Source organism: Gemmatimonadota bacterium (assembly GCA_041390105.1).
Taxonomy (GTDB): Bacteria; Gemmatimonadota; Gemmatimonadetes; order Longimicrobiales; family Gaopeijiaceae; genus JAGQIF01.
On sequence record JAWKQO010000001.1, the window covers coordinates 1,194,323 to 1,208,431 of the forward strand.

A 14,109-nucleotide genomic window follows, 5' to 3' on the forward strand; every position below is an offset into this window, starting at 1 on the left:
TTATTGGGGCCGCTCGATGAGCTCGGCCACCCGCCAACGCTTCAACTTCGACAGCGGGCGCGTCTCCACGATCCGGACGGTGTCTCCCACCCGGTATTCGTCTTGCTCATCGTGGGCATGGTACTTCGCCGTCCGCTTGACGCGCTTTCCGTACAGCGGATCAGCCAATTGACGCTCTACCTTCACCACCACCGTCTTGGCGGCCTTGTCGCTCACCACCACGCCGACGCGGGACTTGCGAGCGTTCCGCTCCGTGCTGGTCTCGCTCATCCTCAAGCCTCCTGCGCCTTCTGGGCAGTCCGGGTGCGCTCGTGTAGCACCGTCTTCATCTGGGCGATCTCACGCCGCAAGCTCTTGAGGAGAGAGGGATTCTCCAATTCCATCGTCGCGCTGCGGAACCCCAGCCGGAAACGCTCCTGCTTCAACTCCCGGATGCGCTCGGCCAGCTCGGCGTCCGTCAGGTCACGGATTTCGTCGATCTTCACGGTCGTCAGCTCCCCAGCTCCTGCTCGCGAATCACGAAGCGGGTCTTGAGCGGCAGCTTGGCCGCGGCCAGCTCCATGGCCCGCTTGGCGATGGTCTCGGTCACCCCTTCCATCTCGAAGAGCACGCGACCGGGCCTGATCACTGCCACCCAACCCTCGGGATTCCCCTTCCCCTTCCCCATGCGGGTCTCGGCCGGCTTCTTGGTGATCGGCTTGTCGGGGAAGATCCGGATCCAGACCTTGCCGCCACGCTTGATGTGGCGGGTCATGGCCACACGGGCCGACTCGATCTGCCGGTTCGAGATCCAGCCGGGCTCCAGTGCCTGAAGGCCGTATTCCCCGAACGACACCTTGCTGCCGCGGAGCGCTTTCCCGCTCATGCGGCCCTTGTGCTTCTTCCGATACTTGACGCGCTTCGGTGCCAGCATTGCCCTTACGATCCCGTCGAGTACGTACGGCCGCGGCGGTCGTCGACGACTTCGCCACGGAAGATCCAACACTTCACGCCGATGGTGCCGTAGGTGGTCCGTGCCTGCACCCGGGCAAAGTCGATGTCCGCGCGAAGCGTGTGCAGCGGGACCCGACCCTCGTTGTAGCCCTCGGTGCGGGCGATCTCCGCGCCTCCCAGTCGTCCGGCGCATTGGATCTTGATGCCCTCGGCACCGGCGCGCATGGCACCCTGGACGGCTCGCTTCATGGCGCGGCGGAACGAGATGCGCTGGCGCAGCTGATGCGCGACGTTCTCCGCCACCAGGCGGGCGCTCAGCTCGGGCCGCTTGATCTCCTCGACGTTGACGGAGACCTCACTCGAGGTGAGTACCGAGAGCTCGTCGCGGAGCTTGTCCACCTCCGCACCGCGCTTTCCGATGACCACGCCCGGCCTGGCAGTGTGCAGCGTGATGACGATCTTGGACGGCTTCCGCTCGATCTCCACGTGCGAGAGCGCTGCGTGCGCCATACGCCGGTGGAGATACTGGCGAATGGTCTCGTCCTCCTTGAGGAGCTTGGAGAAGTCACGCTCTGCGTACCAACGCGAGCGCCACTCCTTCACCACTCCGAGGCGGAACCCGTGCGGATGTGTCTTCTGGCCCATGCGTCTCAGCCTCTCGAATCGACGACGACGGTGATGTGGCTCGAGCGGCGCCGACGCGGTGTCGCTCGACCCATGGCCGCGGCGCGCCAGCGATGGAGCGTCGGCCCTTCGTCCACGAAGACTTCGCGAACGACCAGGTCGTCCACGTCCAACACCTCTCCCTGCTCCTGTGCCTTGGCCTGGGCATTCGCCACCGCGGAGCGCAGCGTCTTCTCCACCGGCTCCGATGCCGCCTTCTTCGAAAAGCGCAGCAGCGAGTAGGCGTCGTTCACCGCTCGGCCGCGGATCTGGTCCACGACCAGCCGCACCTTGCGGGGGCTCATCCGGATGCTCCGGGCGATCGCTCTAGCTTCCATCGTCCTTTGTGCCTCGCGCCTCAGCCGACCCGCGAACGCTTGTCGGCCAGCTTCCCGCCGTGGCCCCGGAACAAGCGCGTGGGGGCGAACTCACCGAGCTTGTGACCAACCATGTTCTCGGTCACATAGACGGGAATGAACTTGTTGCCGTTGTGGACCGCGACCGTATGCCCCACGAAATCCGGAGAGATCGTGGAGGCACGCGCCCAGGTCTTGATCACCTTCTTCTCGCCCCTGGCGTTCATCGCCTCGATCTTCGCCAGCAGGGGAAGGTCGATGTACGGGCCTTTGCGGATGCTTCTCGCCATGATTGAGCTCCGACCTACTTGGTCGATTTACCGCGCTTGCGGCCACGGACGATGAGCTTCGTCGAGGCCTTCTTGCGGTGACGCGTCTTTTTGCCTTCCGGCTTGCCCCACGGGGATACCGGGGGACGACCACCCGACGAGCGGCCCTCGCCGCCACCGAGAGGGTGATCCACCGGGTTCATCACCACACCGCGCACCTTGGGACGGCGTCCCCGCCAGCGGTTGGCTCCGGCCTTTCCGATGCGCTGCAGGTTGTGGTCGGAGTTGCCGACCTCGCCGATCGTCGCGATGCACTCGCGGCGGACGCGGCGCACCTCGGTGGAGGGCAGCCGCAACGTCACGTAGTCCCCTTCCTTGGCGACCACCTGAACGTTCGATCCCGCGGAGCGCGCCATCTGCCCACCCTTGCCCGGCTTCAGCTCCACGTTGTGGACGGTGGTGCCGAGCGGGATCAGCTCCAGGGGCATCGAATTGCCCACCTTCACGTCCGCTCCCGGTCCCGACTGGATCCGGTCGCCGACGGCCAATCCCTTTGGATGGAGGATGTAGCGCTTCTCGCCGTCCTCGTATACCAACAGCGCGATGTTGGCGCTGCGATTCGGATCGTACTCGATCTCCGTCACGCGGGCCTCGACACCGACCTTGTCTCGCTTGAAGTCGATGCGACGATAACGGCGCTTGTGGCCACCACCCCGGCGACGCATGGTCACGTGGCCGTGATGATTGCGTCCACCCTTGCCCGACAGCGTCTCCGTCAAAGACCGCTCCGGCTCCGAACGGGTCAGTTCGGTCCGTTGCATGACGGTGCGCAGGCGCGAGCCCGGCGTGATCGGTTGGAACTTCTTGAGTGGCATGGCTCAGCCCACCTCGTAGAGCTCGATGTGGTCGCCCTCGGCCAGCTTGACGACTGCCTTCTTGAAGGACGGCCTTTTCCCCAGCTGCCAGTTCTTGGCCATGCGACCCAGCAGGGCCCTCTTGGCCTTGCCGCGGTAACGCATGGTACGCACGTCCTCCACCGACACGTCCCAGAGGCTCTCCACCGCTCGCGCGATGTCGTGCTTGTTGGCTGCTTCGGCGACGATGAACGTGTAGACGTTCTCCGCCTCCGACTGCTCGGTGGACTTCTCGGTCACCACCGGACGAACGATCACGTCCCAAGCCTCACGCATCGTCGCCCTCCTCATCCGAAGCCGCAGCCGCGTCGACCGCCGAGCGTTCGATCACCAGCGTGTGCGCGCGCAGCAGGTCGTAGACGGATTCCTCTCCGAACACCCGCACTTCCAGCCCGCCGACGTTGCGAGCAGACAGGTACAGGTTGGGCCGCGCTTCGGCGGTGAGGATCAGCACCGTCCCTTCGACGCCGATCCCATCCAGGTACTTCACCAGGCGGGAGGTCTTGGGCGCGTCGAACAGAAGGTCGTCCACCAGAACCACACGCTCGTCCTGAGCCCGGGCATTGAGGGCGGAGCGCCGCGCCAGGGCCCGTACCTTCTTGGGCACCTTCTGGTGCCAGCCGTGGGGCTGGGGCGGAAACGCCAGACCACCGCCGGTCCAATGGGGTGCCCGCGTCGAGCCCTGTCGCGCCCGACCCGTGCCCTTCTGACGCCAGGGCTTGCGATTCCCTCCGCTGACCGCGGAACGGTTCTTGGCCGCGGCCGTCCCCTGGCGGGCGTTGGCCTGGAGGGCCTTCACCACCTGGTGCAGCACGGCCTCGTTCACCTGGCCATCGAACAGGACGTCAGGGAGGGCGCGCGCCCGTCCCTTCTTCCCGTCCGCCTTGTAGTAGTGCGCCGTGTACATGGTCACTTCGTGATCAGCAGGTACGAGTTCTTGGGGCCGGGGACGCCACCCTTCACGAAGAGCAGGCTCCGGTCCGGGTCCACGCGGACCACTTCGAGATTGCGGATCGTGCGACGCACGTTCCCGGTCTGGCCGGGCAGCTTCTTTCCCTTGATGACGCGGGACGGGTCGGTGCCCGGCCCGATCGATCCTGGATTGCGCGACTCCGGATGACCGTGCGATCCGGGGCGCCCCGTAAAGCCGTGACGCTTCACCACGCCCTGGAAGCCCTTCCCCTTCGAGTTCCCAGTGACCTTCACGCGATCGCCGGGAGCGAACATATCCACCGTGACGGTCGAGCCCGGCTCGAACGTCTCATCCACCGTGGTGCGGAACTCACGAAGAATGGCCGGGGCGGCCTCGAGGCCGGCGCGCGCCGCGTGGCCCGCCTCCGCTTTCGTGGTCCGTTTGGCCTTCTTCTGAGCAAACCCGAGTTGCACGGCCCGATACCCGTCCGAGTCCATGTCCTTCACCTGTACGACCGGGCAGGGACCGGCCTCGATGACGGTCACGGAGACGGCAGCGCCTTCGTCGTCGAAGACGCGCGTCATCCCGAGCTTCTTTCCGATGATTCCCGCCATGGGTCAGTCTACCTTGATCTCCACGTCGACACCGGCCGGAAGATCCAGCTTGGTCAGCGCGTCGATGGTCTGGGGCCGGCTCTCGACGATGTCGATGAGACGCTTGTGCGTCCGGAGCTCGAACTGCTCCCGGCTCTTCTTGTCCACGTGCGGCGACCGGAGAACCGTCCAGCGCTGCCGGCGCGTCGGAAGCGGGATCGGCCCTCGCACCGTGGCACCCGTCTTCTGGGCGGTGCGCACGATGTCCGCGGCGGTCTGATCGACCACCCAGTGGTCGAACGCCTTCAGGCGAATGCGGATGCGGTCAGCCATTTCAATCAGCTCGTTGGTGTGCTTGCGTTACTGCTCTGTCCGGGTGCTACTCGATGATCTCGGTGACGACGCCGGCGCCGACGGTGCGGCCGCCCTCGCGGATCGCGAAGCGCAGCTCCGTGTCCATGGCGATCGGCGTGATCAGCTCGATCTCCATCTGCACGTTGTCCCCCGGCATCACCATCTCCACTCCGCCCGGCAACTGCACCGACCCCGTCACGTCCGTCGTCCGGAAGTAGAACTGCGGCCGGTACCCGTTGAAGAACGGCGTGTGGCGTCCCCCCTCTTCCTTCGTCAGGACGTACACCTCCGCCTTGAACTTCGTATGCGGCGTGATCGACCCCGGCTTCGCCAACACCTGCCCGCGCTCGATCTCGTCCTTCCCCACGCCCCGCAGCAGCAGGCCCGCGTTGTCTCCCGCTCGGCCCTCTTCCAGCAGCTTCCGGAACATCTCCACCCCGGTCACCACCGTCTTCTTGTCCGAGCCCATCCCCACCAGCGACACCTCGTCGCCCACCTTCACGATCCCACGCTCGATCCGTCCCGTCGCTACCGTCCCCCGCCCCGTGATCGAGAACACGTCCTCCACAGGCATCAGGAACGGCCGGTCGATGTCCCGCTCCGGCTCCGGGATGTAGCTGTCGATCGCGTCCATCAGCTCCTGGATGCACTCCGCGTCCGGACCCTCGCCCGCCGCCTCCAGTGCCTTCAACGCCGATCCCTTCACCACCGGGATGTCGTCCCCAGGAAAATCGTACTCGCTCAGAAGCTCCCGAACCTCCAGCTCCACCAACTCCAAGAGCTCCGGGTCGTCCACCATGTCCACCTTGTTCAGGAACACCACGATGTACGGCACGTTCACCTGACGCGCCAACAAAATGTGCTCCCGCGTCTGCGGCATCGGTCCGTCCGCCGCGCTCACCACCAGGATCGCTCCGTCCATCTGAGCCGCCCCGGTGATCATGTTCTTCACATAGTCCGCGTGTCCCGGGCAGTCCACGTGCGCGTAGTGCCGGTTCGCCGTCTCGTACTCCACGTGCGCCGTCGCGATCGTGATCCCCCGCTCCCGCTCCTCCGGCGCCTTGTCGATCTGGTCGAACGCGACCGCGTTGCCCCCGTGCTTCTTCGCCTGCGTTACCGTGATCGCCGCCGTCAACGTCGTCTTCCCGTGGTCCACGTGGCCGATCGTCCCCACGTTCACGTGCGGCTTGGTACGCTCGAATTTCTCCTTGCCCATCCCTCTTCCTCGTTGCTTTCAGGTTCCGGGGGTTCCGGGTCGCTGGTTGTGCTAGTTCTTCTTGCCGCTGGCGGTGATGATCTCCTCCGCCTTGCTCTTCGGCACTTCGTCGTAGTGCGAGAACTGCATCGTGTACACGGCACGGCCCTGGCTCATCGAGCGGAGGGTGGTCGAGTACCCGAACATCTCGCCAAGCGGGACAGAGGCCCCGATCACACGAGCATCACCGCGGTCGGTCATGCCACCGACCTTCCCGCGCCGGGACGACAGGTCACCGATGATGTCGCCCATGTAGTCGGAAGGCGTCACCACCTCGACGTCCATGATCGGCTCCAGCAGGACGGGACCCGCCCTGCGGACGGCCTCCTTGAACGCCATCGAGCCCGCGATCTTGAACGCCATCTCGTTGGAGTCGACGTCGTGATAGGAGCCGTCGATCAACTCCACCTTGACGTCGATCACCGGGAAGCCGGCCAGCACACCGGTGTCCAGGGCGTCTTTGATGCCCTGCTCCACCGGCCCGATGTACTCTCGGGGAATCACGCCGCCGACGATCTTGTCTTCGAACACGAAGCCCTGACCCGGGTCGGACGGGGCCAGGTTGATCACGACATGACCATATTGGCCGCGGCCACCCGTCTGCCGGACGAACTTTCCCTCGACGTTCTGTGCTTCCTTACGGATCGTCTCGCGGTAAGCCACCTGGGGACGGCCGATGTTGGCGTCCACGCCGAACTCACGCTTGAGGCGGTCCACGATGATCTCGAGATGGAGCTCGCCCATCCCGCTGATGATCGTCTGAGCGGTCTCCGGATCCGTGTGCACGCGGAAGGTGGGATCTTCGTCCGCGAGCTTGGAAAGACCGGTCGAAAGCTTGTCCTGGTCGGCCTTGGTCTTCGGTTCGATGGCCACCGCGATCACGGGCTCCGGGAACTTCATCGCCTCCAGGATGATCGGATGATCGGGGTCACACAGCGTGTCCCCCGTCTTCACATCCTTCAGCCCGATCGCCGCAGCGATGTCACCGGCGTAGACATCTTCCCGCTCTTCGCGCTTGTTGGCGTGCATCTGCAGGATTCGGCCGATGCGCTCCTTGCGGTCACGTCGCGTGTTGAACACGTGCGTGCCCGAATTCAACGTGCCCGAATAGACGCGGAAGAACGTGAGCTTACCGACGTAGGGGTCGGTCATGATCTTGAAGGCCAACGCGGCGAACGGCGCGTTGTCCGTGGCTTCACGTGTCTCGAACGTCTCGTCATGGTGCGGCAGGTGCCCCGTGATCGCCGGGATATCCAGCGGGGACGGCAGATAGTCGATCACGCCGTCCAGCAGGGCCTGCACACCCTTGTTCTTGAACGCGGAGCCCGCGAAGACCGGAAAGATCTTGCCCGCGATCGTGGCGGACCGGATCGCGTGGCGCACCTCGTCTTCGCTCAACTCCTCGCCGCCCAGGTACTTCTCGATCAGCACGTCGTCGTGTTCGACCGCCGCCTCGATCAAATGGTGCCGAAGCTCGGCGATCTTGTCCGTCAGTGAGTCGGGGATGGGACCCTCGGTAAACTTGGACCCCAGCTCGTCCTCCCAGACGATTGCCACCTGCCGCACGATGTCGACGACGCCGGTGAAGAGCTCGCCCTCACCCAGGGGGTAGTGGACGGGGTGGGCGTTGGCGCCCAAGCGCTCTCCCATCATCGCGACGACGTTTTCGAAGTTCGCCCCGATGCGGTCCATTTTGTTGACGAACGCGATGCGGGGAACGCCATAGCGGTCCGCCTGGCGCCAGACGGTCTCGGACTGCGGTTCCACCCCACCGACGGCACAGAACACCGCGACTGCACCATCGAGCACGCGCAGGGATCGTTCCACCTCGGCCGTGAAGTCGACGTGGCCGGGAGTGTCGATGATGTTGATGCGATAGTCGGTGTCGTTGCGCTTCCAGTGCGCAGTCGTCGCCGCCGACGTGATCGTGATGCCGCGCTCCTGCTCCTGCTCCATCCAATCCATGGTCGCGGCGCCTTCATGCACCTCGCCCATGCGGTGCACCCTGCCCGTATAGAACAGGATGCGCTCCGTGGTCGTCGTCTTACCGGCATCGATGTGCGCCATGATGCCGATGTTGCGGAGCTGATTGAGAGGCGTCTTCCTAGGCATCTATCTGTTGATCGTCTCGAGCACACGGTGACTGCTGTGGCCCCTTCCTTGAGGGGCGCAAAAAGCGCGGAGGTTCTCCCGGCTACTGCGCCGCCGGTGTCCTCCGCGCCCGAACACGACCCGGGCCGCCAACCGTGAGGTCGGCAGCGAGTCGTGGTTCCGAGCTACCAGCGGTAGTGGGCGAACGCCTTGTTTGCGTCGGCCATCCGGTGCGTATCGTCCTTCTTCTTGATGGTTGCGCCTTCACCACGACTGGCGGACATCAACTCGGCCGCGAGCCGGTGGGACATCGTCTTCTCGCTGCGGTCCCGCGCGTACTGGATCAACCACTTGGTGGCCAGCGCCTGGCGCCGCTCTGGGCGGACCTCGACCGGAACCTGATACGTTGCTCCGCCCACTCGACGGCTCTTCACCTCGACGGCGGGTTTCGCGTTGTTCAGCGCCTGGTTGAACACCTGGAGACCGGGCTGACCCGAGCGCTCCTCGATGATGTCCAGCGCGTCATAGAAGATGCTCTCGGCAATCGACTTCTTGCCGTCCAGCATCAGGCTGTTGATGAACCGGGTGACCACTTGGGATCCATGCTTGGGATCCGCTGCCACCGGGCGCTCGATCGCTCGCTTACGACGACTCATCTCTTACGATCCTGCTACTTGGGCCGCTTGGCGCCGTACTTGGACCGGCCTTGCTTCCGGTTCGACACGCCGGAGGCATCGAGTGTCCCGCGGACGATGTGATACCGGACGCCGGGGAGGTCCTTCACACGGCCACCTCGGATGAGCACGATGGAGTGCTCCTGGAGGTTGTGGCCCTCACCGGGGATATAGGCCGTGACCTCATAGCCGTTCGTGAGACGGACGCGAGCCACCTTCCGCAACGCGGAGTTGGGCTTCTTGGGCGTCGTCGTGTACACGCGCGTGCAGACCCCCCGCTTCTGCGGGTTGCTCTGGAGCGCAGGCGATTTGGTCTTTTTCTTGACCGCCTCGCGTCCCTTGCGAACGAGCTGGTTGATGGTCGGCATTGGCCTTGGTGACCCTGGTAAAAAAACGCGCCAGAAGCGCGCTGGACCCCGCTGATCTACGTCTTTTTCTGCCCCCGCGACCCACCCTGAGATCCGGCGGGAAGGGAGACTGAATAAGGTAGGAGCGGTGTTGAGGGGTGTCAACGCCGGGGGAGCGGTAAAAGAGACTGGCGGAGGCCGGTCGAGCCCCTCACATTCGCCCCGCCTCCCGGCGCCTCCGGGCGCGCCGGTCGGAAGCACCGCCCTCGGGACCCAGGAGCCCTGTCCGACCATGGACCCCTCCCTTCACCTGCATCTGGCGGCAGTGCTCCTCGCCATCTCCGCGGTACAGGCCACGCTGGGCGCTTTGGTGGTGCGAAACCGGTACGAGCCCGGCGCCCCCCCGATGGCCGCCGCCCTTTTCTCCACGGCGATCTGGCTGACGGGCTCCGCCGCCGAGATCCTGTTCGCCAGTTCTCCCACCCTGTTCCTGCTGGCCCGTGACTACAAGTACATCGGGATCCTCGGCGCGGTGCTGGGCTTCTTCTTCTTCGCGCTGCACCTGGTGCGGGGGAAGCCCGCGGGTGGAGCACTCGTCTGGGCGCTCTCCGTGGTTCCCCTGCTTTCCCTGGGCCTGATATGGACCAACCCGTGGCATGAATGGATGTGGGCCCACCCCCCGACACCCCCGACCACGGGCGTGCGAACTCCCTGGGGCCCCTGGTGGGTCTGGATTCAGACCCCATACATGTACGGCCTGTTGGCGGCCGGACAGCTGGCACTGCTCCTGGAGCTGTTCCGGGCCCGGCACCTGACCCGGCCCCAGGCGGCCGCCCTGCTGGCGGGCAGCGCCGTGCCCTTCGCGGTCAACATCGTCTACAACATTCGTCCTGAGCTCCCCGACCTGCAGCAGACGCCGCTGGCCTTCGCGGTCACGGCCCTCGTCTACGCGTGGGCGTTCTTCGGCTTCCAGCTCTACCGCGCCAGGCCCCTGGCCATGCGGGGGGCCTTCGAGGCCGTCGCGGACGCAGTCGTCCTGATCGACGGCCAGAGCCGCGTCGTCGACGCCAACGGCCCCGCGCGCCGCCTCCTCGGCGAAGGCTCCGGTCCTCTCCTGGGCCAGCTCGCGCGCGCGGTCCTCGACCGGAACGGCCTGGGGCTCGTTCCGGTCGCCCCGGGTACTCGCTCGGCGGTCCGGGGACCCGACGATCGCTACCTCGAGAGCGAGACCTCGGAGATCGCGGGCCCGGACGGGTCCTCGCTGGGGCGGGTGCTCGTGCTGCGCGACGTGAGCGAGCGGTACCGGGCCGAGTGGGGGCTGCACGAGAGCGAGGCCATGATGCGAGCCGTCCTCGAGAGCTCGCCCAACGGCGTCGTCCGACTCCGCCCCATCCGTGCTCCCGAGGGCCGGATCCGGGACTTTTCCTGCGTGTTCGCCAATCCCTCCGCCAACCGCCAACTGGCTCCGCCCGGAGACACGCTCCTTGGAAGGACCTTGGGGGAGGTGCGGCCTCCTCATACGGCGGTGCTGCTCGATGTCTTCCGTCGCGTCGCCGACCAGCGGAGCAGCGTCGACACGGTGGTCCAGGCTGGCGGTGAGTCCCCCCTTTGGTTCCGCGTGACCAGCAGCCCCCTTGGGGGGGACGTCCTGGTCACCTTCGTCGACATCACCCAGGAGAAGCAGCGGGAGATGACCATGGTCTCCCACGCGCGCCAGGACCCCCTCACCGGCCTTCTCAACCGGCGAGGTCTGGAGGACGACGCCGAGGCGCTGCTGGCTTCCGCCTCCGAGGAGGGCCGCGGACTCGGGCTCCTCTTCCTGGACCTCGACGGATTCAAGACCATCAACGACACGTGGGGCCACGAGGCCGGTGACCAAGCGCTCAAGACGGTCGCGGCTCGCCTCGTGCGCTGTCTTCGCGTGGAGGACTTGATCGCCCGCATCGGCGGCGACGAATTCGTAGCGTTGGTCGCCGAGGCGACCCCTCGAGAAGCGCTGGGTCTTGCCGAGCGCATTCGCAACGTGGTGGGCGCCCCGATCGCGCACTCGTCGACGCGACTCGAGGTCGTGCCCAGCATTGGAATCGCGCTGTTTCCGATGCACGGAAGCGCGATGGAGGAGCTTCTGCGGGCCGCGGACGCCGCCATGTACACCTCCAAACGAACCGGCTCGGGCGCCTCCCTGGCCCCGCCCAGGCCAGCGGCCGCCAGCTGAGTCAGGCCACCGGACCCGGGGGATCCAGCGGAGAGCGGCCGCCGGCCACCAGCCAGCGCAGGCTGGCCCAGGCGTATCGGGCCCAGAGGGCCGGCACGGGAGCCCCCGAGTCGTAGCGGGCTCGCAGCCAGCGGGCGTCGGGGAAGGCCGTCTCCCTCAGTTCCTCCCACGCTCGGCCGGGCGTCGCCGCCATCCGGATGCGCTGCCCGAGCCCGGACCAGCGCCGCGCCGGCGAGGGCTGCCGGCCGACCCACGACCCGATCCCGACCCATGACCCATCGCCCCGCCCCCCGGCGGTACGCTGGAGCCGCGGGGGAACTTCCGCCGGAATCGGCGCACCCAGCTCCGCGGAGAGAGCAGCCAGGAGGGCCGCCACCCCAGGGGCACTCCGGCGTGCGCCTCCCACCCGGACCACCTCGTCCCAGTCCCGAACGCGCGTCGCCAGGCGCGCGGCGTCCGCCACTCCCAGCAGGTGGGCGCCGACCCGCAGGTGCTTGAGGACGTGCTCCACCACGACGATCAGATGCGTCTCCGGTGGTGGGACCGGACGATCTCCACCGGCCGCAGTCCACAGGGGGCTGTCTCCGGACCCGAAGCGCATGCGCCCGTATTCGGTTCGCCAGTGGAGATCCAAGGTGACCGGCACGGGCGCCCCGGTCCCCTCGAAGGGGAGTGAGTCCGCCCACTCCGGTAACCGATCCGACCAGGGCCGCCAGGGCTGGAATCCGTACCGCTGCAGGGCGGCGGCCGCGAGGGAGGCCTGCGCCGGACGCACGAGCAGGTCCGCATCGTCCATGGGCCGGGCCCCGGGGCTCGGGTACACGCGGTCGAGCAACAGCGCCGCTCCCTTGAAGACCAGCGAGGCGACGCCCACTGCGGCGAGGTCCGAACGAGCCCCTGCGACCGCCTCCAGGAGCACGCCGTTCCGCACCGCGACTGCGCGCGCGGCCCCTTCCAGCGCGGTCCAGCCGGGGTCCGCCTCCCACCAGGCCAACGACTCCAGGCGGTGAAGACGAAGGATGGGGAGGAGGGTCGGCCGCAGCTCCTCGGGCGCCGGCCCAGCCCTACCCGCCAGGAGGTCGAGGACCCAGGAGCGCGCTTCCTCGGTCCGGTCGGCCAGGGGCATCTCCGAGTTCAGGGCGCGACGGGGGTCCCTGCCGCCCGGGACGCCGCCTGCGGGCGGGGCACGCTGGCCGCGAAGCGCTTCTTCAAGCGCAGCATCGGGCGCTCCACGATGTGGTAGGACCCCGCGGCCGCGAGCGTGGTCAGCAGCAGCACCAACCCCAGGTACGGCACGCCCCGCAGCGGCGCCTTGTCGACCACCGCCACCGTCAGGGGATGGTAGAGGTACACGGGGTACGAGATCGCTCCCAGATACCGCATCCAGCCCCAGTTCAGCCACTTCGCCACCGGCGAGCGGCAGAAGGCGATGGCCTGAACGATCAGCACGGCCATGAGGACCGGGTCCAGGATGAAGCCCACCACGTCGCGATAGCGACCGCCGACGACGTGCGCGGCAGCGATGCTGAGGATCAGAAGCAGCGCCGTCACCACCATGCGGGCGGGTGCCGCCGTGAGGAAACGCCACAGGCCCGGCCAGAGGCCCGCCCGCAGGGTCACCGCCATCAGGCATCCGACCAGGAGGTGATCGGCCCGCATGTCGAACGCCTCGTAGACGTAGCCCTGATCGATACCCACGCCGAGCACCATCACTTCGCGATACACCCAGAGCGCGACCACCATCCCGGTCAGCACCCTGGCCAGGCGCCGGCGGTCGTGCCGCAACGCGATGAATGCGGCAGGCCAGAGCAGGTAGAATTGCTCTTCCACGCCCAGGGACCAGGTGTGGCTCAGCAGGGTGTTCGGGTCACCCGTGAGTGCCTGGTAGTAGTTGTTGACGTAGAGGAACGATGCGATGGCCTGAGGCACGTGGACCGCGTTTCCGGTGGCCCGCAGCAGCACCAACACCACACACCAGTAGACGATGAACGGCGGGAAGATCCGCAGACTGCGACGTGCGTAGAACCCCTTGAGTGAGATGGTGCCCGTCGCCTCGTCTTCCCGGAGCAGCAGCCAGGTGATCAGGAATCCACTGAGGACGAAGAACGCGAGGACGCCCTGCCCTGCCGGGACCAGGGGAATGCCGGCGTGGTAGAACACGACCGTGAAGGCGGCCACCGCACGGATGCCGTCCAGCGCCGGCATGTGGGCCAAGGCGAGGCCCTCGCGCAGGTTGCTGGGCAGGCCCTGAAGGGGTGCCGCGCCGTCGGATCCGGCGCCACGCACCGGTGTTCCAGCCATCATGGTCCCGAATCTAGAGGTACGGGGTGGAGCCGCCAGTTGAGCTCCCGCTCGTTCGCTCCGGCGTGCAAGTTCTGCTCCGAGGGCCAGGCCCCGCTCCGACTCACGACCGGCCGGCCTGCTGTCTCGTCTCTCCAACACGCGCCGCGCGCGGACGACAGGCTGGGCGCGTCTGGCCGCTCCCGGGCGCGCTCCCCGCTCTCCTTCCGGGGTCGCCCGTCCGCGCATTGC

At 66.9% G+C, this 14,109-nt stretch carries 18 protein-coding genes; 1 reads left to right on the forward strand and 17 read right to left on the reverse strand.

The window, feature by feature from the left end; translation table 11 throughout:
- From rpsQ to rpsL, 15 genes are all read right to left on the reverse strand, one after another.
- Entirely contained in the window at positions 1 to 270 is a 270-nt protein-coding gene (gene rpsQ, locus R3E10_05400) for a 30S ribosomal protein S17 (protein MEZ4415171.1), read from the reverse strand.
- A 2-nt stretch (positions 271 to 272) separates the two neighbouring features.
- Positions 273 to 485 (reverse strand): 50S ribosomal protein L29, encoded by a 213-nt coding sequence (rpmC, locus tag R3E10_05405; protein MEZ4415172.1) that lies wholly within the window; start codon positions 483 to 485, stop codon positions 273 to 275.
- A gap of 5 nt (positions 486 to 490) precedes the next feature.
- Positions 491 to 913, reverse strand: coding sequence for a 50S ribosomal protein L16 (gene rplP, locus R3E10_05410; GenBank protein ID MEZ4415173.1), 423 nt, complete (start codon positions 911 to 913; stop codon positions 491 to 493).
- Between the two features lie 5 nt (positions 914 to 918).
- The gene (gene rpsC / locus R3E10_05415) at positions 919 to 1,578 is read right to left on the reverse strand and encodes a 30S ribosomal protein S3 (protein ID MEZ4415174.1); all 660 of its coding nucleotides are present in this window, start codon (positions 1,576 to 1,578) and stop codon (positions 919 to 921) included.
- 5 nt (positions 1,579 to 1,583) lie between these two features.
- Positions 1,584 to 1,934: a 50S ribosomal protein L22 gene (rplV, locus tag R3E10_05420; protein MEZ4415175.1), complete on the reverse strand. Its 351-nt coding sequence runs from the start codon at positions 1,932 to 1,934 to the stop codon at positions 1,584 to 1,586.
- Between the two features lie 20 nt (positions 1,935 to 1,954).
- The gene (gene rpsS, locus R3E10_05425) at positions 1,955 to 2,242 is read right to left on the reverse strand and encodes a 30S ribosomal protein S19 (protein ID MEZ4415176.1); all 288 of its coding nucleotides are present in this window, start codon (positions 2,240 to 2,242) and stop codon (positions 1,955 to 1,957) included.
- 14 nt (positions 2,243 to 2,256) lie between these two features.
- On the reverse strand, positions 2,257 to 3,096 hold the full coding sequence (gene rplB, locus R3E10_05430) for a 50S ribosomal protein L2 (protein ID MEZ4415177.1): 840 nt from the start codon (positions 3,094 to 3,096) through the stop codon (positions 2,257 to 2,259).
- A 3-nt stretch (positions 3,097 to 3,099) separates the two neighbouring features.
- A complete protein-coding gene (gene rplW / locus R3E10_05435; GenBank protein ID MEZ4415178.1) occupies positions 3,100 to 3,411 on the reverse strand; it encodes a 50S ribosomal protein L23 in 312 nt (103 codons plus the stop codon).
- Positions 3,404 to 4,042: a 50S ribosomal protein L4 gene (rplD, locus tag R3E10_05440; protein ID MEZ4415179.1), complete on the reverse strand. Its 639-nt coding sequence runs from the start codon at positions 4,040 to 4,042 to the stop codon at positions 3,404 to 3,406. Before rplD ends, rplW begins: the two co-directional genes overlap by 8 nt.
- Before the next feature lie 2 nt (positions 4,043 to 4,044).
- Positions 4,045 to 4,662 carry a 50S ribosomal protein L3 gene (rplC, locus tag R3E10_05445; GenBank protein MEZ4415180.1) on the reverse strand — a complete coding sequence of 206 codons (618 nt, stop codon included), beginning with the start codon at positions 4,660 to 4,662 and terminating at the stop codon, positions 4,045 to 4,047.
- Positions 4,663 to 4,665: 3 nt separating this feature from the next.
- A complete protein-coding gene (gene rpsJ / locus R3E10_05450; GenBank protein MEZ4415181.1) occupies positions 4,666 to 4,974 on the reverse strand; it encodes a 30S ribosomal protein S10 in 309 nt (102 codons plus the stop codon).
- A 46-nt stretch (positions 4,975 to 5,020) separates the two neighbouring features.
- Positions 5,021 to 6,211, reverse strand: coding sequence for an elongation factor Tu (tuf, locus tag R3E10_05455; protein ID MEZ4415182.1), 1,191 nt, complete (start codon positions 6,209 to 6,211; stop codon positions 5,021 to 5,023).
- A gap of 51 nt (positions 6,212 to 6,262) precedes the next feature.
- A complete protein-coding gene (gene fusA / locus R3E10_05460) occupies positions 6,263 to 8,362 on the reverse strand; it encodes an elongation factor G (protein ID MEZ4415183.1) in 2,100 nt (699 codons plus the stop codon).
- Between the two features lie 164 nt (positions 8,363 to 8,526).
- Positions 8,527 to 8,997, reverse strand: a complete 471-nt coding sequence (gene rpsG, locus R3E10_05465; GenBank protein MEZ4415184.1) for a 30S ribosomal protein S7 — start codon at positions 8,995 to 8,997, stop codon at positions 8,527 to 8,529.
- 14 nt (positions 8,998 to 9,011) lie between these two features.
- Positions 9,012 to 9,383: a 30S ribosomal protein S12 gene (rpsL, locus tag R3E10_05470; GenBank protein ID MEZ4415185.1), complete on the reverse strand. Its 372-nt coding sequence runs from the start codon at positions 9,381 to 9,383 to the stop codon at positions 9,012 to 9,014.
- A gap of 271 nt (positions 9,384 to 9,654) precedes the next feature.
- On the opposite strand from rpsL, the gene R3E10_05475 reads away from it, so the two are divergent.
- Positions 9,655 to 11,577: a diguanylate cyclase gene (locus R3E10_05475; GenBank protein ID MEZ4415186.1), complete on the forward strand. Its 1,923-nt coding sequence runs from the start codon at positions 9,655 to 9,657 to the stop codon at positions 11,575 to 11,577.
- 1 nt (position 11,578) lies between these two features.
- Here the strand turns inward: R3E10_05475 and R3E10_05480 are convergent, their stop codons facing one another.
- Together R3E10_05480 and R3E10_05485 are read right to left on the reverse strand one after the other, a co-directional pair.
- Complete coding sequence (locus tag R3E10_05480; GenBank protein MEZ4415187.1) at positions 11,579 to 12,703, reverse strand: nucleotidyltransferase family protein; 1,125 nt, start codon at positions 12,701 to 12,703, stop codon at positions 11,579 to 11,581.
- 8 nt (positions 12,704 to 12,711) lie between these two features.
- Positions 12,712 to 13,863: an acyltransferase gene (locus R3E10_05485; protein ID MEZ4415188.1), complete on the reverse strand. Its 1,152-nt coding sequence runs from the start codon at positions 13,861 to 13,863 to the stop codon at positions 12,712 to 12,714.
- Positions 13,864 to 14,109: the final 246 nt, after the last annotated feature.